This is a genomic window from Stenotrophomonas sp. STEN030 (assembly GCF_056759995.1).
In genome coordinates this window covers 16,599-37,226 of the sequence record NZ_JBRREB010000047.1, presented here as the reverse complement: position 1 = coordinate 37,226, position 20,628 = coordinate 16,599, and the positions used below count along the sequence as shown (strand labels likewise).

The 20,628-nt window shown below is 63.7% G+C and carries 14 protein-coding genes; 3 read left to right on the top strand and 11 right to left on the bottom strand.

Going from position 1 to position 20,628, the window contains the following annotated elements; translation table 11 throughout:
- Window positions 1-111 precede the first annotated feature (111 nt).
- The 11 genes from ACVOLR_RS15575 to ACVOLR_RS15525 form a co-directional block, all read right to left on the bottom strand.
- Window positions 112-993, bottom strand: coding sequence for an energy transducer TonB (locus ACVOLR_RS15575; RefSeq protein ID WP_481537239.1), 882 nt, complete (start codon window positions 991-993; stop codon window positions 112-114).
- Window positions 994-1,053: 60 nt separating this feature from the next.
- Window positions 1,054-2,784, bottom strand: coding sequence for a bifunctional isocitrate dehydrogenase kinase/phosphatase (gene aceK, locus ACVOLR_RS15570; protein ID WP_481537238.1), 1,731 nt, complete (start codon window positions 2,782-2,784; stop codon window positions 1,054-1,056).
- Between the two features lie 453 nt (window positions 2,785-3,237).
- Window positions 3,238-3,654: a roadblock/LC7 domain-containing protein gene (locus ACVOLR_RS15565; protein WP_481508298.1), complete on the bottom strand. Its 417-nt coding sequence runs from the start codon at window positions 3,652-3,654 to the stop codon at window positions 3,238-3,240.
- Window positions 3,647-4,195: a GTP-binding protein gene (locus tag ACVOLR_RS15560; RefSeq protein ID WP_481537237.1), complete on the bottom strand. Its 549-nt coding sequence runs from the start codon at window positions 4,193-4,195 to the stop codon at window positions 3,647-3,649. The genes ACVOLR_RS15565 and ACVOLR_RS15560 overlap by 8 nt, the downstream gene beginning before the upstream one ends.
- Window positions 4,192-5,160: a hypothetical protein gene (locus tag ACVOLR_RS15555; protein ID WP_481537236.1), complete on the bottom strand. Its 969-nt coding sequence runs from the start codon at window positions 5,158-5,160 to the stop codon at window positions 4,192-4,194. Before ACVOLR_RS15555 ends, ACVOLR_RS15560 begins: the two co-directional genes overlap by 4 nt.
- Window positions 5,161-5,409: 249 nt before the next feature.
- Complete coding sequence (locus ACVOLR_RS15550; protein WP_481537235.1) at window positions 5,410-7,641, bottom strand: NADP-dependent isocitrate dehydrogenase; 2,232 nt, start codon at window positions 7,639-7,641, stop codon at window positions 5,410-5,412.
- Between the two features lie 597 nt (window positions 7,642-8,238).
- Window positions 8,239-8,718, bottom strand: coding sequence for a hypothetical protein (locus ACVOLR_RS15545; RefSeq protein WP_481537234.1), 480 nt, complete (start codon window positions 8,716-8,718; stop codon window positions 8,239-8,241).
- Between the two features lie 48 nt (window positions 8,719-8,766).
- Window positions 8,767-9,069: a LysM peptidoglycan-binding domain-containing protein gene (locus ACVOLR_RS15540; RefSeq protein WP_481517079.1), complete on the bottom strand. Its 303-nt coding sequence runs from the start codon at window positions 9,067-9,069 to the stop codon at window positions 8,767-8,769.
- A gap of 99 nt (window positions 9,070-9,168) precedes the next feature.
- On the bottom strand, window positions 9,169-9,978 hold the full coding sequence (queF, locus tag ACVOLR_RS15535) for an NADPH-dependent 7-cyano-7-deazaguanine reductase QueF (protein WP_481537233.1): 810 nt from the start codon (window positions 9,976-9,978) through the stop codon (window positions 9,169-9,171).
- 82 nt (window positions 9,979-10,060) lie between these two features.
- A complete protein-coding gene (locus tag ACVOLR_RS15530) occupies window positions 10,061-10,921 on the bottom strand; it encodes a DUF4261 domain-containing protein (RefSeq protein WP_481537232.1) in 861 nt (286 codons plus the stop codon).
- 45 nt (window positions 10,922-10,966) lie between these two features.
- Window positions 10,967-12,286, bottom strand: a complete 1,320-nt coding sequence (locus ACVOLR_RS15525; protein WP_481537231.1) for an amidohydrolase — start codon at window positions 12,284-12,286, stop codon at window positions 10,967-10,969.
- 538 nt (window positions 12,287-12,824) lie between these two features.
- Between ACVOLR_RS15525 and ACVOLR_RS15520 the strand changes: the two genes are divergently transcribed.
- From ACVOLR_RS15520 to ACVOLR_RS15510, 3 genes are read left to right on the top strand one after another with little or no spacing between them, the layout of a single operon-like run.
- Window positions 12,825-14,066, top strand: a complete 1,242-nt coding sequence (locus tag ACVOLR_RS15520; protein ID WP_481537230.1) for an efflux RND transporter periplasmic adaptor subunit — start codon at window positions 12,825-12,827, stop codon at window positions 14,064-14,066.
- Between the two features lie 47 nt (window positions 14,067-14,113).
- Entirely contained in the window at window positions 14,114-17,338 is a 3,225-nt protein-coding gene (locus ACVOLR_RS15515; RefSeq protein WP_481537229.1) for an efflux RND transporter permease subunit, read from the top strand.
- Between the two features lie 6 nt (window positions 17,339-17,344).
- Complete coding sequence (locus tag ACVOLR_RS15510) at window positions 17,345-20,464, top strand: efflux RND transporter permease subunit (RefSeq protein WP_481537228.1); 3,120 nt, start codon at window positions 17,345-17,347, stop codon at window positions 20,462-20,464.
- The last annotated feature ends 164 nt before the right edge of the window (window positions 20,465-20,628 follow it).

Genomic DNA, 20,628 nt, shown 5'->3' with positions numbered 1-20,628 from the left:
GCGTGGGGGGGGGCGGCGGGGTGCCCCTCGTTTTTCGGGCTGTTTTTTCGTTCCCTTGGTCTTTCGGGTGCCCCCCCGTGCCGTGTCGGCCCCCCCACTACAACTTGCGCCTCAGCTACCTTGCAGCGGGGTCAGCAGCCGAGGGCCATTGTTGTCGACCAAATTGACGCTGCCATCGGCGAGCGCGTCCGGTGAGAAACCAAGCTGCTCGCGGTCTTCGCGCCACGGCGCACGCTCACGCGGGCCCGGCACATAACTCACCCAGCGCGCCTGCTCCTGGCCCTCGGCGCCCCCATTGTCCAGCGAGTAACTGACCGGCACGCGCACGTTCCAGAACGGCTGCGCGGCCGCAGGGCCTTGCGTCGGAACCCGGAAGGTCCATTGCCTGGCTCCGGTCAGGGCACTTTTGGCCAGCAGTTCGCGGGCACGTCGCTGGTCGTTCTCCCTGCTGAGGAAGGTAAGGTTCACCTGCTCGGCAAAGGCATCTTCGACCTTGCCGTCCCTGCCGACCTTGACCAGCAGGTAGACACTGCCGGAAACCCCGGCACGGAAGGCTTGCTCCGGATAGCGCGGCGGCTTCAGCGAGATACGCGCGATGTTCTCCGGATCGTCGGCATCGAGCCGCGTGAAATTGATGCCACGCAGGCTGATTTCATAGCGATCACCTTCCACCTTGCGGGCGATCACGCGCAGGCTCATCGGTGCCAGCGCGCGAACTGCGACGCCATCCCGGAGCACAGGCTCGAAACGCCATTTCAAACCCGCATCGCGCACCATGCTCACCACCCCGGGAGGCAGCTTGTCCTCTTTACCCAATTGCACTGCAGATACCGACCCGTCGGTTTCGATACTGACTTCGCCACGGACCACCAAACTGCTTTCAATCCGCTCGCGTACCGCCGCGATACCGCCAGCACTCTCCGCCTTGGCAACCACCGGCATCGTAGTCAGAAGCACAGCGCCAAACGCCATGGCCGCAAATACCTGTCGCATCCCACTTCTCCTTGTGTCCGGAAAGCGGATTAAAGCGCAGCCCGTTGAGCGCGACAAGCCTCACGCCAGCCGCAGCGCGCGCGGGTACGGCGGGGTATCCGGATACAGCCCTTGCCGGAATCCGGCCTGTAAACCCTGCCACCAGCCCGGATCAAACAGTTCACCAAACTTCTCCTGCACCACATCCAGCGACGATCGCGGTAAACCCATGAACAGTCCGAAACGCTCAGGAAATACGTCGTTGGGCGCGACATGGAACCACGGTTCGGCCGCCATCGCCTCCTCCTCGCTGCGCGGCTGTGGCCATGCCCGGAAATTGCACTCGGTGACCAGGCACAGTTCGTCGTAGTCGTAGAACACCGCACGACCATGCCGCGACACACCGAAGTTTTTAAGCAGCATGTCGCCAGGGAAAATGTTGTTGCAGGCCATGTCGCGGATCGCCTGCGCGTAGTCCAGCGCGGCAGCGCGCGCCGCCTCTGTACCCTGTTCGCGTAAGTAGAGATTCAACGGCCGGAACCGACGTTGTACATAACAAAGCGCAATCTCCACTTCGTTGCCATCGATGCGCACGCTCTGGCTGCACTCATTCACCAACTCCTGCAACAAGGCCGGCGCGAAACGCTGGCGCGGGAAGCGCAGATGGCGGTACGGCTGTGCATCCAATAGCCTGCCGATGCGATCCAGGTTGAACACCAGCGCGTACTTGTCCTCCACGTCCTGCCGGCTCATGGTCTTGGGCCAGGCAAAGCGGTCGCGGATCAACTTGAAAACCAGCGGATAGCTGGGCAGGGTAAATACCGTCATCACCATGCCGGGAGTGCCATCGGCGTGCAACAGCTGCTCGTTATCGTGCTGTTGGAAATGACTGAAGAAGGTGCGATAGCGCTCGGTCTTGCCCTGCTTGGCCCGGCCCAGCACCGTATAGATCTCATCCACCGGTTTGCCCGGCAGGATGCTGCGCAGGAACACCACCGCATCGGCCACGGTTGGTAGATCGGCCTGGAAGTAGCTGCGTGACACACCAAACAGATGCGCCACATCGCGACGGCGACTCAGCACCGCCTCCACCCGGATGCCGTTCTCATCGTTGACCAGTGCAATCACACAAGGCGAAAAACGATGCTCACCGAACACGCGGCCCACCAGATAAGCGCGGCGTTCGCGGTAGAACACGGTCTGCAACAGCTCGATCGCGCGTACCGGGTACGGACCCCAATGGGCGAGATCATCCTGCAGCCGTACCGCGATGGCCGCTGCACAACGCAACTGATGCGAGTACGGCAGGTCGAACGCATAGTCAGCCAACAAGCGTGAGAATGCTTCGGCTGGGCGCGCCTCGGACACCGCGTAAACATGCCGCGCGACCGGATGGGTGATGGCATCGGATGGCTCGATATCCAGCGCCATGAACTCGATGCTGTCATCCACACCGTGGGTGGCAAAAAGGCGGCGGGTGAGCGTGTTGTAGAAGGTTTTGTAGAGCTCGCCGTCGATGCGGCCTTCGATCAACCCGGCGAAGCCCTGTTTGACCTGCCGCCACAACAGCTGCAGCTCGCTACTGCCCTGCAGCAGCTGATCCAGCTGCGCGCGGCACTGCGCGACACAGACGTCATACAGCTCGATGCGTTCTACTGCATCTGCTTTCGCTGCAGGCCAATCGCGACTCTGGAAGCGCCCGCGTGCACGCCGGCTGATCTGGGCGAAGTCGCGGTGGTAATCCTCGAAGCCCTGCGCGATGCAGCTGGCGATGCTGGCGGCCAAAGCGCTGTCTGTAGCCGACTCGGTCATGACGGTATGACCCGTCGTTGCTGAGGTGCTGGGTCAATGCAAGTACGGGGCAATCGCATGCGGAGAACACCGGGGAGTTGCGCTGACCATACGCCACTGGCTGCTGTTCGGGACAGGCTTGGGGGCGGAGCTGTTCGTGGATTGCGGGTTTCGCACCAAAGGCACCCCTCCCCAACCCTCCCCTTTTCTACGCAAAAGGGAGGGAGCGAAGCAGGCGCTCGCGCCCAGCTAGCTGCTAGCTGTTGGCTGTTGGCTGTTCGCAGACGGCCATGAGCCCCCTCCCTTGCGCGCAGCGCAGGGGAGGGTTGGGGAGGGGTGCTTTGGCTTTGGCTTTGGCTTTGGCTTTGGCTTCAGCTTCAGCTTCAGCTTTAGCCCTTCTCCCGCCAGCGGGAGAAGGGTTGGGATGAGGGGAGCTTTGGCTTTGGCTCCAATGCAGCCACAACTACCGCCCCCTCACTCCCCAGACAACTCCGCTTGAATCTTGCGCCCGCACTCGCGCGCACTCCAAAGCACATGGCCGATCACACTGCGCTGGCCGCAGGCGGCCATCAACAACAACGAACCGCGCGGCAGCTGGATCGATTGCATCAATACCTTGCCTTCGCTGGCCTCCAGCATCAGCACATCCATCGTGCCCAAGGCCAGCTCGCGGCCAACCGCCGAGGCCAGCGCCAGCATGGCACTGGTCATGGCTGCCAGACGCTCGCCGCTGGAGGTCTCCGTGGCTGCCTGTGCCAGGACAAATCCGTCGATGCTGGCGACCACGGCGGCACGCACGCCATCCACCGAACTGGTGAACTCCTGCAGCCGTTGATCTATCGCAGCGACTTCCCAGTCCTCCAGCAGCGCAATCGCCTTGGCCTCAGTCATGGGCACCCACCAAGGCAGCAGCTTCCACTTCACCCATCAGTACATCCATCAGCAGCATCACCGCATCCTCCGAGCGTGCGTCGAACGGCACCAGTGGCAACGGCCTGCCGGCGGTCTTCTGTGCCTGCAGCAGGCAGGCATCGAGGTCCACGTCCGGCACAAGGTCAAATTTGGACACGCCAATCACCGCCGGAACCGTCGCGGCATGTTCGCGCAGTGCCAACAGGTAGCGTTCCATTTCCTGCGCCACGTCGGGGCTGGAGGCATCAGCCAGGATCACCACGCCGCGTGCACCCTGCAGCAGCACCGGCCAGATGAAGGAGAATCGCTCCTGCCCCGGTGTGCCGTACAGGCGCAGCCGATCGCCATTGGGCAGACTCACGTCGGCATAGTCCATTGCCACTGTGGTTGCCAGTTTGGAGGAGCTGGCATCGGTGTTGAGTACGTCGGTATCAATCACGGTGCCCCCAGCTACAGCGCGCACCAGCGTCGACTTCCCTGCCCCCATGGCGCCCAGAATCACTACCTTGTGTTCGATCATGCATGGGTCCCTGTACGTTGACGGACGCTGCGCCACATCCGTGCCAGCAAGGCGCTGGCACCAAGCTTGGCCGGTGCCGGCGGCGCCGCAGCTGCCGGCTCTGGCACCTGCACCCTGGCATAGCCACACAGGTAAGCCGAGCGCATGAAGGCGCGGGTTGCGTTGCTATCCAGTTCCAGCAGCTCAGTACACTCGGCAAGGGTGCAGGGCTTCTTCAGCAGCAACGAGCACAGCCTGAAACCATCGTGTTGATGCGCAAGCACGCGGAAATCCGGCCAGCGCAGCAGGCTTACCCTTGCGTTCTGTTGCAGGCGTCGATCGAAATCGGTCCAGTTGTCGCCGTACTGCGCCATCTGCCAGAGCAGCGGCCGCAGCGGTTGCCGCGACAGGTTTTCCGCCAAGGCCTGGAAGCGCGCCAGCGACAGCTCCTGCAGGGCAAGCAACTCGAATACGTCACCCAGCTGCTGGGCCAGGCTTGGCCCCTGCATTGGATGCACATAGAGCGGCACCATCTGGTCGTGTTCAAAATCAATCAGTAGTTGCGGCTGGCCCTGCAGTGACAGCACCGCGCGGCCCTGCTTTTCCTGCAAGCGTTGCCGTAGCAGGCGGGTAACCTGCTTGGCGCCGCTGGCCAGATACAGGCCATCAGTGGTGGTCTGTGTAGGAGGCGGTGCCAACGCGTGCTGGATTTGTTTTTGATCCAGATGCAGCTCGCCGCTGCTGCGGCCATCGTGGACGGCGCCAGCGTCATCATGCAGCCACAACCGCATCGTCGGCCGCTTGCTGGCCATATGCTGGGCGGCACTGCGCAACGCTGGGGTATCGCGGACCAGCAGCAGATCACACTGGTCCAGATCGACACAGCGTTGCAGGCCCTCCGGCGGTAACCCTGCAATCTCCCTCAATCGCCCGAGGAGCGTCTGCTCCTCCCGGGTGTCCGAGCCCACTACCAGCACCCTGGTCATGCCTCTTCCCCTTTTTGACGCGCTCGCGTCATGCGATTCCCTGCGTGTCGGATGAGGCTATTCCAGAAGCTATATGTGAAAGGGTGATTGGACCCACACTTCGATTTTTTTGTGGAGCTTTCCACACACGACCTTGGTCGTATCTACACACCGTCATCACGCGAAAACAAGAAAGCCTGCGTCCGGGAGGGACGCAGGCTTTCAATGTGTAACAGCAGCTACAACACGCCGCCGTTGCTCTTACGCTGATCAGCCCTTGAGGCTGGCGATCGCGGCGTTGAGGGTGGCACTCGGACGCATTGCCGGGCCAGCCTTGGCCAGGTCAGGACGGTAGTAGCCACCGATGTCCACTGCCTTGCCCTGCACTGCTGCCAACTCGTCAACGATCTTCTGCTCGTTGCTGGTCAACACCTCGGCCAGCGGTGCGAACTTTGCCTTCAGCGCGGCATCGTCATTCTGCTCGGCCAGCGCCTGTGCCCAGTACATGGCCAGGTAGAAATGGCTGCCGCGGTTGTCGATGCCACCCAGCTTGCGCGAGGGCGACTTGTCGTTGTCCAGGAACTTGCCGTTGGCAGCGTCCAGGGCATTGGCCAATACAGCCGCGCCCTTGTTGTCGTAACGCTGGCCCAGGTGCTCCAGCGACGCGGCCAGGGCCAGGAACTCACCCAGCGAATCCCAACGCAGGTAATCCTCTTCGACGAACTGCTGCACGTGCTTCGGTGCCGAACCACCGGCGCCGGTTTCGAACAGGCCGCCGCCGGCCATCAGCGGCACGATCGACAGCATCTTGGCGCTGGTACCCAGCTCCAGGATCGGGAACAGGTCGGTCAGGTAATCACGCAGCACGTTGCCGGTCACCGAGATGGTGTCCTCGCCCTTGCGGATGCGCTCCAGCGACACGGCGGTGGCTTCTTCCGGCGACAGGATGCGGATATCCAGACCATTGGTGTCGTGGTCCTTCAAATACTTTTCGACCTTGGCGATCACCTGCGCATCGTGGGCACGCTTGGCATCCAGCCAGAACAGCGCCGGGGTGTTGCTCAGGCGGGCACGGCTGACGGCCAGCTTCACCCAGTCCTGGATCGGTGCGTCCTTGGTCTGGCACATGCGCCAGATGTCGCCGGCTTCGACGGCGTGTTCGAACACCACGTTGCCGGCTTCATCGGTGACCTTGACCACGCCATCGGCAGCGATCTGGAAGGTCTTGTCGTGCGAGCCGTATTCTTCGGCCTTCTGTGCCATCAGGCCGACGTTCGGCACCGAACCCATGGTGGCGGGATTGAACGCGCCGTGCGCCTTGCAGTCTTCGATAACGGCCTGGTACACGCCGGCGTAGCAGCGGTCCGGAATGACGGCCTTGGTGTCCTGCAGCTTGCCTTCGGCATTCCACATCTTGCCGGAGTCACGGATCATCGCCGGCATCGAGGCGTCGACGATCACGTCCGACGGCACGTGCAGGTTGGTGATGCCCTTGTCCGAGTTGACCATGGCCACGGCCGGACGCTTGGCGTACTCGGCAGCGATGTCGGCCTTGATTGCTTCCTGCTCGGCTTCCGGCAGCTGCGACAGGCGCGCGTACAGGTCGCCGATACCGTTGTTGGAATCGAAACCAATCTGGGCGAGGCTGGCAGCGTGCTTGGCCAGCACGTCCTTGTAGAACTCGTCGACCACGACGCCGAACATGATCGGGTCGGAGACCTTCATCATGGTCGCCTTCAGGTGCAGCGAGAACAGCACGCCCTGCTCCTTGGCATCGGCAATCTGTGCGTCAACGAAGGCGGCCAGCGCCTTGCGGTTCATCACCGAGGCGTCGACGATCTCGCCGGCCTTGACCGCAGTCTTGGCCTTCAGCACAACGGTGTTGCCGTCGTTCTGCACCAGTTCGATCTTCAGGCTGCCGGCGTTGGCGACGGTGGCCGACTTCTCACTGCCGTAGAAGTCACCGCCGTCCATGTGCGCGACGTGCGACTTGGAGTCGGCAGTCCAGGCGCCCATGCGGTGCGGGTGCTTGCGGGCGTAGTTCTTCACCGACAACGGTGCGCGGCGATCGGAATTACCTTCGCGCAGCACCGGGTTGACCGCGCTGCCCTTGATCTTGTCGTAGCGGGCCTGGATGTCGCGCGACACGTCGTCGGTCGGTGCGTCCGGGTAGTTCGGCAGGATGAAGCCTTGGTCCTGCAGCTCCTTGATCGCAGCCTTGAGCTGCGGCACCGAGGCCGACACGTTCGGCAGCTTGATGATGTTGGCTTCCGGCTTGGTCGCCAATTCGCCCAGCTCGGCCAGATCATCGCTGATCTTCTGCTCGTCCTTCAGGAAATCCGGGAACTGCGACAGGATGCGGCCGGACAGCGAGATATCGCGGGTTTCGACGGCAATGCCGGCGGTCGCGGTAAAGGCATCGACGATGGGCAGCAGCGACTGCGTGGCCAGGAACGGAGCTTCGTCGGTGAGCGTGTAGATGATCTTCGGCGTATTCGACATGGGGGCAAAAACTCTCTTGCTGACGGATGCGGTGCGTGGAATGGCAGCGGCGATGGGGCAGGCGCACGGCCATCCAGTGGGCCTGCGCGCAATCCCTACCCGGCTGCCGGATGAGGAAACCCTCGCATTGTCGCGTTTTCGACGGGAGCGGGCAAAGCAAATCCATACGCAAACGTAGGGAAGAGCTCGCCTGTCGCGCCGCGAGGTGGCGCAGGCCTTGTGCTGTCTTGCTCATGCCGATTGCGGCAGCGGTGGTCTCAGCTGCAACCACCCGCGCTGTACACGGGCGGGTGCGGACAGTGCGCAAATCAAGGTTCGCGCGCAATGGAACGAAATAGGGTTGTGTTGTTTGTGGGAGCGGCGTCAGCCGCGATGCTGAGGTTGCCTCAGAGCCATGCATCTGATGATGTCCCTGCTTCGCGGCTGACGCCGCTCCTACAAGAACAATCCGATGCCAGAGTCAGGCATCGGGTTAGACGTGACTCAAAAGCTCCAGTGAATCGACTTACGGTTCACGCGGATAAAAAAAGGCGCAGCCTGGTGGCTGCGCCCATGCGTATCACCGGCGGGAGAGAGTTGCGCCGGCTAACGCCTTACTCACTTCACCTCGAACTGCTGCGGCGTACCGGCAGCCTTGCCATCGACGGTGACGTCGGCGGTGTACTTGCCAGCCGGCCACGGCTTGCTGTTGGCGAATTCGATATTGGTGGTGCCAACGTCGGTGGCATTGAGCGTGGCGCTCTGCTCACCTGCGGTCTGGCCATCCTGATAGGTCAGCTTGGCAGCCACCGGCACATTGCTGGCGGTGCCACTGGTCTTGATCGAAACAATGATCTTGTCCTTGGCAGCCAATACAGCAACCGGCGCCACCGACATATCAGCCGCCGCAGCGTTACCGACAGTCACTGCGGTGACCGCGAGAACCGGCGCGGCAGGTGCTGCCTCAACCATCGGAGCCGGGGCGGCTGCAACCGGCGGCGGGGTCGGCGCAGCCTCTTCTTTCTTCTTGCAGCCAACCAGTGCCACGGCACCGACCACAGCGATCATCAGGGCACTGCTAAGCGAAGTCTTCTTCATGAATTGCTCCGAATCTGGTTTGTAGGTGCGTACGTATTGGCGCAGGGATCAACCCTGACGCGCCGGAATTTTCAGCGTCTGTCCGGGGCGGATCTTGTCCGGGTCGTCGAGGACATCGCGATTGGCGTCGAATATTTTCTTCCACGCATTGCCATCGCCGAGCAGGTTCTTGGCGATCTTGGAGAGGTTGTCACCACTCTGTACCGTGTATTCCTGCTCGCCGACGATCTCTTCGGTGCTGGTCACTGTTGCCGTGACACCCGAAAAATCCGCCTTCTCCACCACCTGTTCGGTGCTGGTGACGGAGCCGGTGACACCGGAAAAATCGGCTTTCTTATCAGTACTGCTCATCCAGGCTGCTCCTCCGTGACTGACTGGAAGCAACGATTGCACGACGCCTGTTAAGGTTTCATCGTGCCAACGTAAAGACCAGCGTACGCAGCTGAATGTTTATTGACGCAGGTCGCGGATCGGGGCGCTGGCGACCAGACCCGGGCTGGCCCGGCGCGGGTTGATGTCCAGACCGCCGCGGCGGGTGTAGCGCGCCTCCACCTCCAGCGTGGCGGGCTGGCAGCGCTGGCTCAGCTCCAGGAAGATCCGCTCCACGCATTGTTCGTGGAACTCGGCATGGTCGCGGTAGCTGACCAGGTAGCGCAGCAGGCCTTCGCGGTCGATGCGTGGACCCTGGTAGCGGATGCTGACGCTTGCCCAGTCCGGCTGCCCGGTCACCGGGCAGTTGGACTTGAGCAGGGCCGACACCAAAGTCTCGCTGACCACGGTGCCGGCATCGGCCAGCAGCAGGTTCGCATCAGGCGGGCCATAGCTGTCGATGGCGACATCGAGGTGGTCGATGCTCTCGCCCGGCGCCTGGGCCACCTCTGGCAGGCCGAACTCGACCCGCACATCGGCACCGGCACAGGTCGACAAATCGGTGGCGATGCGCTCGCGCACCGCTTCGGCACGGTTGAAACGCGCGCCGTTAAGCGAGTTCAGGTACAGCTTGAGCGACTTGGACTCGATCAGGTTCGGCGAGGTTCCCGGCACGTACAAGGTGGCGGTTTCGACGCAGGGCTTGCCGCGCGCGTCCAGCCAGCCCAGCTCATAGATATGCCAGCGGTCCTCGCCGACAAACGGCAGCTCGCTGCCCAGGCCGATCTCGGCACGGGCGCCGGCACGCGGGATCGGGAACAGCAGACTGGCGTCGTACTGGCGGGGGTAATCGACCTCACGGCCGAGGCTGGAATCTTGGGGAGTATTCATCGGCCCCATTGTAGTTGCGCCAGCTTGAGCGCCGGATATACCGAGGCGCTCATTCACAGGAAAACCGGTGTCTGGCGCAGTTTCAGTTCAGCAGCCGCGCCCACCACGATTTGCTGGACTTGGCCTGCGGGATCTCCTCGCTCACCAGCTGCATCACTTCCCGCTCCGGGTCCAGCGCCGAGGGGCCATAGACCACGCGGATACGCTCTTCCTCGGTCGCCCCGAGGGTGTCGCCATTGCTGATGACCATGCCGTTCTCGATCAGGTAATCGACAATCCCGGTAAGCCGGCCGAACACGCCTTCGGCAGTGTCTCCGGTTTCGGGAATTTCGACGTCCATCAAACCCAACATATCCATGCCGCGGGTATGACCGGTCATCACCCCGTCCGGACGCTGGCCAACATTGATCGCCACCCAGGCTATCGGCAGCGGCTCGGGCAAAGTGGCCTGGGTCAGTTCGCGGAACAGGCTCGGCAGCACCACGTGATTGGCACTGCCGAAGTACACCGCCTCGATGCTGTCGGTCACGGCTACAGCCGAAGCCAGCACGCGGCTCAGCAGTGCGGCTTGTGCGACGAGGTTGGTTTCCTGCGCGTCGTCGCCGAAGCGCATCACAGTGACGATGGTGTGTGCGGCGTAGTCCACCGGCGCGGGTGTAGCGTCTGGCCACAGCCGGCTGTGCGCGCAGATCTGCGCGATGTCATCGCCGATCTGCACCGGGATAGGCATCAACGCGATCAGGTAGTCAGCGTATTCCAGACATAGCATCGGCGAATCGTCGTCGACCTCCTTGTCCGCGTCGCCATCAGCCGGGACTTCACCCAGCCGCAGCAGCGACTGGTCCAGGTCGGGCCAATCGCTGCGTAGCTGCGCAAGGAGGGCTTCGGTGGTGAGCTGAGGGTCGAGCTGCGACTGCAGCAGCATGGCCAGGCTGGCTGTCATGGAGCGCCTTCTTCCTTGTAGGTAAGCCCCTGACACTACCCGGACTCAGCCTGCCTTGTCACCGTGCAGGTAATCCAACGACACCTGCAACAGCGCGCGAAGGCCCACATCCAGCGCCTTTTCGTCGAGCAGGAACTTGGGCGAGTGATTGCTCGGTGCAGTGGCCGGGTCGATGCCGGCACCGGTGGAGCCGACGAAGAAGAACATCGACGGCACCTGCTGTGCGTACAGCGAGAAGTCCTCCGAGCCCATCTGCAACGGCGGCTCATAGACGTTGGCCTTGCCCACCACCGCCTGCAGGCTGGGCAGCATGCGCGCGGTCAGGGCCGGGTCGTTGACCGTGGCGGGATTGCCATCCTTCTCGTAGATGTCGGTGACGGCTGTTGCGCCGTGGGCGGCGGCGGTGTGCTCAGCGACGTTGCGCAGGTCGGCGAAGATCTGCTGGCGCATGGCCGGATCGAAGGTGCGGATGGTACCGACCATCTCCACCGAATCGGGAATGATGTTGTAGCGGATGCCACCCTTGATCGCGCCGAAGGTGACCACCGCCGGCTGCTTGGATAGATTGACGCGGCGGCTGACGATGGTCTGCGCGGTACCGATAAGGTCGGAGGCGGCGACAATCGGGTCAACGCCGTTCCACGGCGCGGAGCCGTGCGTCTGGCGACCATTGACGGTGATGCCGAAGCGATCGGACGCCGCCATCAACGGGCCACCGCGCACGGCGATCTGGCCCGCCTGCACGCTGGAGAACACATGCAGGCCGAATACCGCCTCCGGCTTGAAGTCCTTGAACAGGCCTTCCTTCAGCATCAGGTCGGCACCGCCCTGCTCCGGCGGCGGCGCGCCTTCCTCGGCCGGCTGGAAAATCAGCATCACTTCACCGGGCAGCTTGTCGCGCATGGCGACCAAGGCGTCGGCTACGCCCAGCAGCGTCGCGGTGTGGGCGTCATGGCCACAGGCATGCATCACCCCGACCTGCTCGCCGCGGTACTCGGCGGTGGCCTTGGAGGCGAATGGCAGGCCGGTCTGCTCGGTGACCGGCAGCGCGTCCATGTCGGCGCGCAAGGCGATCTTCGGGCCGGGCAAGCCACCCTTGATGATGGCGACCACGCCATGCACGGCCACGCCGGTCTTCGGGCTCAGGCCCATCGCTCGCAGGCGCTCGGCGACCTTGGCGGCGGTGCGTTCTTCGCGGTTGGAGAGTTCCGGATGGGCGTGGAAGTCGCGACGCCAATCCACTACCTGCTGCTGCAGGCGAGTGGCGGCAGCTGCCACCTCCGGACGCTGGGCGGCATCCTGGGCCTGCGCCAGCGGGGCAAGGGCGCATAGCAAGGCAGACAGCAACACGGTCTTACGGGCCATCAGCAACTCTCCTTCCAATCGGGGACAGGGTGAATGTAGGCCAATCATGGGCCAAGCGCCTGTCGGCAGGGAACCGACACGATGTAGGTAGAGCCGAACTGTGACCCAGGGGTAGTGCCGAGCCATGCTCGGCAGCGGCCTTCCCCGCAGCCACCGACTTGCAGGAGCGGCGTCAGCCGCGAAGCTGATGGTTCGCCAGATCACAGACCAATTGCTGGTTCCCAATGTGTCGGCTTCGCGGCTCACGCCGCTCCTACAAAACAACCAGACCAAAGACCAACTGGTGGTTCCGAAGGTATCGGCTTGGCGGCTCACGCCGCTCCCGCAACCTTCCTGCATGTTGATGGGGTGCCGGGAAGGCCCCTGCCGAGCATGGCTCGGCACTACAGCATCAGGTCAACCGATGCTGCGATGGAACGTTCATCACCTGCACGGGTCTGTATGCGTGGCCCATCGGTCATGCCTCCATGACAACAGGCGCGGCGGTATCCTCTGCGCCTTGTTTGCCCTCCCCTATCGGTTCCTCAGGAGTTTTCGCATGTCGCGTTTCTGGAAGATCGTACTGCTGGTCATTGCAGTGCTGCTGGTGGCCGGTATCGGCTATCGGGTGATGGGGGGCGGCAAGCAGAAGGCCGGTGCGGCGCCGGCAGGCATGAACCAGGGCGGCCGGGGTGAGCAGGACAAGGACCCGGTGCCGGTCACCGCGGTCAGCGCCGAGAAGATAGACGTGCCGGTCTACCTGACCGCGCAGGGCACGGTGACAGCGTTCAACACCGTAACGGTCAGCCCGCAGGTCGGCGGCCAGCTGCTCAGCGTCAACTTCCGCGAAGGCCAGGCAGTCAAGAAAGGCGAGCTGCTGGCACAGATCGACCCGCGCACCTTCCAGGCCCAGTACGACCAGGCCATCGCCAGCAAGCGCCAGAACGAGGCCCTGCTCGCCACCGCGCAGTCCAACTACGCACGCTCCAACTCGCCGGAATACCGCCAGTTTGTCGCCCAGACCGACCTGACCACGCTGCGCAACCAGGTCAGCCAGTACCAGGCCGCGGTGGCCGCCTCGCAGGCATCGGCCGCACAGGCCAAGGTGCAGCTGGACTACACCCGCATCACCTCTCCTATCAACGGCATCGCCGGCATCCGCGCGGTTGATCCGGGCAATGTGGTCAGCGCTGGCAGCCAGATCGTCATCGTGACCCAGCTGCAGCCGGCCTATGTGCTGTTCAACCTACCAGAGCAGCAGCTCGATGCAGTGCGCAGCGCGCAGGCCGCCGGTCCGCTGCAGACCTCGACCATGGACCGCGAAGGCGGCAGCGTGGTCAACGCCGACGGCGTGCTGCAGGTGGTGGACAACCAGATCAGCAGCAGCAGCGGTACTTTCCGCCTGCGTGCGCAGTTCCCCAATGCCAACGATGCGCTGTGGCCGGGTCAATTCGTCAACGTGCAGATGAAGCTCAATGTGCTGCCGGGCGCGATCGTGGTGCCGGCCGAAGCGGTGCAGCGCAGCAGCACCAGCGACTTCGTCTATCTGATCAAGCCCGACAACACCGTCACCCTGCGTGATGTGGTGCAGGGCGGCCAGGTCGATGACAGCCACGTGGTGATCAGCAAGGGCCTGCAGGCCGGCGACAAGGTCGTCACCGAAGGCCAGTTCCGTTTGAAGGAAGGCAGCAAGGTCAACGCACTGGCACCGGGCCAGGCACCGCCGGCACCGACCGAAGAACAGCTCAAGGCGGCCAGCCAGAAGGGCAACCGTGGTGGACGGAGTGGCCCGCCGCGCTGACGCGCTGGCCGGCACCCGCCTCCCCTCCCCCGCACCAGGAATCGACCGTGGGCTTTTCGACTATCTTCATCCGGCGCCCGATCGCCACTTCACTGTTGATGATCGGGCTGATGCTGCTGGGCATCCTCGGTTACCAGCGCCTGCCGGTTGCGGCCTTGCCCGAGATCGAAGCACCCAGTCTGGTGGTGACCACCCAGTACCCGGGCGCCAGTGCGCAGACCATGGCCTCGCTGGTGACCACGCCGCTGGAGCGGCAGCTGGGGCAGATTTCCGGGCTGGACATGATGACCTCCGATTCCTCGGCGGGCCTGTCCAGCATCGTGCTGCAGTTCTCGATGGAACGCGATCTGGATACCGCCGCGCAGGACGTGCAGGCGGCAATCCGCCAGGCCACCCTGCCCAGCTCACTGCCCTACCAGCCGGTCTACAACCGGGTTAATCCGGCCGATGCACCGATCCTGACCCTGAAACTGGCCTCGGACACGCGCCCGCTGCGTGAGGTCAACGATCTTGCCGACTCCATCCTGGCCCAGCGCCTGTCACAGACCGACGGTGTGGGACTGGTTTCCATCGCCGGCAATGTGCGGCCGGCGGTGCGCATCCAGGTCAACCCGGCGCAGCTGTCCAACATGGGCATGACCCTGGAAGACCTGCGCAGTGCGCTGACCCAGGCCAACGTCAACGCGCCCAAGGGCTCGCTCAATGGCAAGACGCAGAGCTATACGCTGTCCACCAACGACCAGCTCAGCGACGCGGCCGACTACAACGACATCATCATCCGTTACCAGAACGGTGCACCGGTGCGCCTGCGCGACGTCGCCAAGGTGGTCGATGGCGTCGAGAACGACCAGCTCGCCGCCTGGGCCGATGGCAAGCCAGCAGTGCTGCTGGAAGTGCGCCGCCAGCCCGGTGCCAACATCGTCAAGACGGTGGAGAACATCCGCCAGATCCTGCCCAACCTGCAGGGCATGCTGCCGGCCGACGTCAAGCTCGATGTGTTCTCCGACCGCACCGTCACCATCCGCGCCTCGGTGCATGACGTGCAGTTCACCCTGGTCCTCACCATCTGTCTGGTGGTGGCGGTGATCTTCGTCTTCCTGCGCCGCCTGTGGGCCACGGTAATCCCGTCGGTGGCGGTGCCGCTGTCCTTGCTGGGCACGTTCGGGGTGATGGCCTTCGCCGGCATGTCGCTGGACAACCTGTCGCTGATGGCACTGACCGTGGCCACCGGCTTCGTGGTCGACGATGCGATCGTGATGATCGAAAACATCGTGCGCTACATCGAGAAGGGCAAGGACGGCCAGGAAGCAGCGGAAATCGGCTCCAGGGAAATTGGCTTCACCGTGCTGTCGTTGACGGTCTCCCTGATCGCGGTATTCCTGCCGCTGATCCTGATGCCGGGCGTCACCGGCCGCCTGTTCCATGAATTCGCCTGGGTGTTGTCGATTGCGGTGGCGATCTCGATGGTCATCTCGCTGACGCTGACGCCGATGATGTGCGCCTACCTGCTCAAGCCCGATGCGCTGCCCGAGGGCGACGACGCGCATGAGCGGACCGCAGCGGAAGGCAAGGTCACCGCCTGGTCGCGTCTGGTCGGCGTCTACGAACGCACGTTGGACTGGGTGCTGCATCACCAGCCGCTGACCTTGGGCATCGCAATGGCCTCGGTCGCGCTGACCGTAGTGCTGTACATGGTGATCCCCAAGGGCCTGCTGCCCGATCAGGACACCGGCATGATCACCGGTGTGGTCATCGCCGACCAGAACGTCGCCTTCGAGCAGATGCAGCAGCGCACCCAGGCGGTCGCCGCCGCGTTGCAGAGCGATGAAGCGGTCACCGGTGTAGCTGCCTACATTGGCGCTGGCAGCATGAATCCCACGCTCAACCAAGGCCAGCTGAGCATCGTGCTCAAGGACCGTGGTGATCGTGATGGGCTGGATGTGATCCTGCCGCGCCTGCAGGCCGCCGCTGCACATATTCCGGGCGTCGCGCTGTATCTGAAGCCAGTACAGGATGTGACCCTCGATACGCGCGTGGCCGCCACCGCTTACCAGTTCTCGCTGTCGGACATGGACAGCGCTGAGCTGGCCAAGCAGACCGAGCGCGTTACCGACGCCTTGCGACGCCTGCCGGAACTGGCCGATGTCGACGACAACCTGGCCAACCATGGCCGCGCACTGCATGTGGAAGTGGACCGTGACAAGGCCAGCCGTTACGGCGTGCCGATGCAGACCATCGACGACACGCTGTACGACGCTTACGGCCAGCGCCAGATCTCGACCATCTTCACCCAGCTCAACCAGTACCGCGTGGTGCTGGAAGTGGCGCCGGAGTTCCGTACCAGCGATGCGCTGATGAACCAGCTGGCGATCGGCAGCAATGGCAGCGGCACGCTCAGCGGCAGCAATGCCACCACCCTGGGCCAGGTGACCTCGAGCAACTCGTCCACCGCAACCGGCATCGGCAGTGCCAATACCGGCATCGCGCTGGGCGCAGGCGGCAGCATCCCGCTGTCGGCGATTGCCAGCGCCAAGCCGGGCACCGCACCGCTGATCGTCAGCCACCAGCAGCAGCTGCCGTCGGCGACGATCTCGTTCAATCTGGCACCGGGTTACTCGCTGTCCGAAGGCGTGGATGCGATCAACAAAGCCGTGGCCGAGCTGGAGCTGCCGCAGCAGATGCAGGCGCAGTTCGTCGGCACCGCTGCTGAGTTCTCCAGCAGCCAGACCGATGTGATCCTGTTGTTGCTGGCTGCGATCGCGGTGATCTACATCGTGCTCGGTGTGCTGTACGAAAGCTGGATCCATCCGCTGACCATCATCTCGACCCTGCCTCCGGCCGGCGTCGGCGCACTGCTGGCCTTGTACCTGTGCGGGATGAGCCTGTCGGTGGACGGCATCGTCGGCATCGTGCTGCTGATCGGCATCGTCAAGAAGAACGCGATCATGATGATCGACTTCGCGCTGGACGCGCAGCGCTCCGGCGCCAACGCCTATGACGCGATCCGCCGTGCCTGCCTGCTGCGTTTCCGCCCAATCATGATGACCACCGCCGCCGCCATGCTCGGTGCGCTGCCGCTGGCCTTGGGCACCGGCATCGGTTCGGAACTGCGGCGTCCGCTAGGTGTGGCCATCGTCGGCGGCCTGCTGCTGTCGCAGCTGGTCACGCTGTACACCACGCCGGTGATCTACCTGTACTTCGAACGTCTGTCCGAGTGGGCGGCCAAGCGCCGCGAACAGCGCGCCGCAGCCCGCCTGCAGACGGCACGGTAAGCGCGGATGAACATCTCCGCGCCTTTCATCTCGCGCCCGATCGGCATCACCCTGCTGGCGATCGGCCTGTTCTTCGCCGGTCTGGTCTGCTATCTGCGGTTGGGCGTTGCGGCCCTGCCCAATCTGGCTATCCCGGTGATCTTCGTGCAGGCCTCCAACACGGGTGCCGACGCCAACACCATGGCAGCCACGGTCACCGCGCCCTTGGAACGCCACCTGGGCCAGGTGCCGGGCATCGACACCATGCGCTCCAGCAGCAGCGATGGCCGCAGCATGGTGTTCCTGATGTTCAACACCAGCCGCAACATCGACTCCGCCGCGCAGGACGTGCAGGCAGCGATCAACGCGGCCATGGCCGACCTGCCAGCCGGCATCAACACGCCCACCTACCAGAAGGCCAACCCCAACGACGATCCGGTGATCGCGCTGGCGCTGACCTCGGACACGCAGTCGGTGGCCGAGCTGTACAACACCGCTGACTCATTGTTGGCGCAGCGCCTGCGCCAGCTGCCCGGTGTCTCGCAGGTGGATATCGCCGGTGCTTCCACGCCGGCGGTGCGCGTGGACCTCAACCTGCGTGCGATGACCGCACTTGGCTTGAGCCCGGATGACCTGCGCAATGCAATGCGCGCAGCCAACGTCGCCTCGCCGCTGGGCTTCCTCAGCGACGGCAGCAACCAGACCGCGATCATCCTCAACGACCAGATCCGCAAGGCCTCTGATTTCGCCAATGCCGCCATCTCCACCCATGATGGCGCGGTAGTGCGGCTGAAGGACGTGGCTACGGTTTACGACGGCCAGCAGGATGCGTACCAAGCCGCCTGGTTCAACGGCAAGCGCGGCGTGCTGATGTATGTCTACCTGCGCAGCGGCGACAACCTGGTCGCCACCGTCGATCGGGTGAAGGCATCCATCCCATCGCTCACCGGCTACCTGGATGCCGGCACCACGTTGACCCCGTACTTCGACCGCACGCCGACCATCCGCGCCTCGCTGGCCGAAGTACAGATCACCTTGATGATCAGCCTGCTGATGGTGATCCTGACCATGGCGCTATTCCTGCGCCGGCTGGCGCCGACGCTGATTGCCGCAGTGACCGTCCCGCTGTCGCTGGCCGGTGCGGCACTGGTGATGTATGCGCTGGACTTCACCCTCAACAACCTCACCTTGCTGGCGCTGGTGATCGCGATTGGCTTCGTCGTCGACGATGCCATCGTGGTGATCGAGAACGTCATGCGCCACCTCGACGAGGGCATGCCACGGCGTGAAGCGGCGATGGCGGGTGCGCGCGAGATCGGCTTCACCATCGTCTCGATCACCGCCTCACTGATCGCGGTGTTCCTGCCGATCATCTTCGCCCAGGGCATGATCGGTGCGTTCTTCCGCGAGTTCACGCTTACCCTGGTTGCGGCGATCCTGGTCTCGGCAGTGGTCTCGCTGACCCTGACCCCGGCACTGTGCGCACGCTTCCTGCATCCACATGCCGAAGGCGCACGCGACACCCGCACCAACCGCATGCTGGACCGCGTGCATGGGGGGATGCTCAAGGTCTATACGGTGGCACTGGACTTCTCCCTGCGCCACGCCCTGCTGCTGTCGCTGACGCCGCTGTTGTTGATCGTGGCCACGTTCTACCTGGCCGGCTCGGTCAGCAAGGGCCAGTTCCCCGAGCAGGACACCGGCCTGATCTGGGGGCGCGCCAGCTCCAGCGCCACGGTCTCGTTCCAGGAAATGGCCGAGCGCCAGCGCCGGCTAAGCGATACCTTCCTGGCCGACCCGGCGGTGAAGATGGTTGGCTCGCGACTGGGTTCCAGCCGCCAGGGCAGCAGCGCACAGTTCAACATCGAACTGCATACCGAGAAGGAAGGCCGCAAGGAGCCCACCAATGTGGTGGTCAGCCGGCTCAGCGCTAAGGCCGCACAGTTCCCGGATCTGGATGTGCGCTTGCGCGCAATCCAGGACTTGCCGTCCGACGGCGGCGGTGGCGGTTCACAGGGCGCGCAGAACCGCGTCACCCTGCAGGGCAACGACGCCGAACAGCTGGCCGAATGGCTGCCCAAGCTGGTGACCGCGTTGAAGCAACATCCGCAGCTGCGTGATGTGGGTTCGGACGTGGACAAGGGCGGTCTGATGCAGAAGATCGTCATCGACCGTGAGAAGGCCTCACGTCTTGGCGTGACCATCGGTGCCATCGACGGCGCACTGTACGGTGCCTTCGGACAACGCCAGATCTCCACCATCTATGCCGACCTCAACCAATACGGCGTGGTGGTCAATGCGCTGCCCAGCCAGACCGGCAGCCCGGCCGCAATCGAAGACCTGTACGTGCCCTCCAAGAGTGGCCAGATGATTCCACTGACTGCGTTGGCTCATCAGGAACCCGGTCTTGCACCGTCGCAGGTCACCCACCAGAACCAGTACACGGTGATGGACCTGAGCTACAACCTGGCCCCTGGCGTTAGCAGCGGCGAAGGCGACGCCATCGTCAAATCGGTGATCGATGGCCTGCGCATGCCCGGCGACATCCGCCAGGCCGCACCCGGCGGCTTCCGCCAGGCGATGGACCCGGTCGCAATGCTGATGCTGATCATCGCCGCCATCGCCACGGTCTACATCGTGCTCGGCATGCTCTACGAGAACCTGGTGCATCCGGTGACCATTCTTTCGACGTTGCCGGCGGCGGGCATGGGCGCCTTGTTAGCCTTGTGGATCACCAACACCGACCTATCGATCATCTCGATGATCGCGTTGGTGCTGCTGATCGGCATCGTCAAGAAGAACGCGATCATGATGATCGACTTCGCCCTGGTCGCGCAGCGCGTACACGGCAAGTCACCGGCCGACGCGGTACGAGAAGCCTGCATCGTGCGTTTCCGCCCGATCATGATGACCACGATGGTAGCCATCCTTGCCGCGCTGCCGCTGGCGATTGGTCTGGGTGAAGGCTCGGAACTGCGTCGCCCCTTGGGCATCGCGATGATCGGCGGCCTGCTGATCTCGCAGAGTCTGACGTTGCTGAGCACACCGGCCCTGTATGTGATTTTCTCCTGCCTGCAGCAGCATTGGCGCAACTGGCGCGCACGCAGCAAGGAGCGCAAGCGCCTACGCAAGCTGGCACGCGCGTGATTCACGCCCTCCCTTGCGCGCAGCGCAGGGGAGGGTTGGGGAGGGCTGCTCTGGCTCTGGCTGTTGCTCTGGCTGTTGCTGTGGCTGTTGCTTTGGCTGTTGCTTTAGCTGTTGCTTTAGCCCTTCTCCCGCCTGCGGGAGAAGGGTTGGGATGAGGGGAGCTT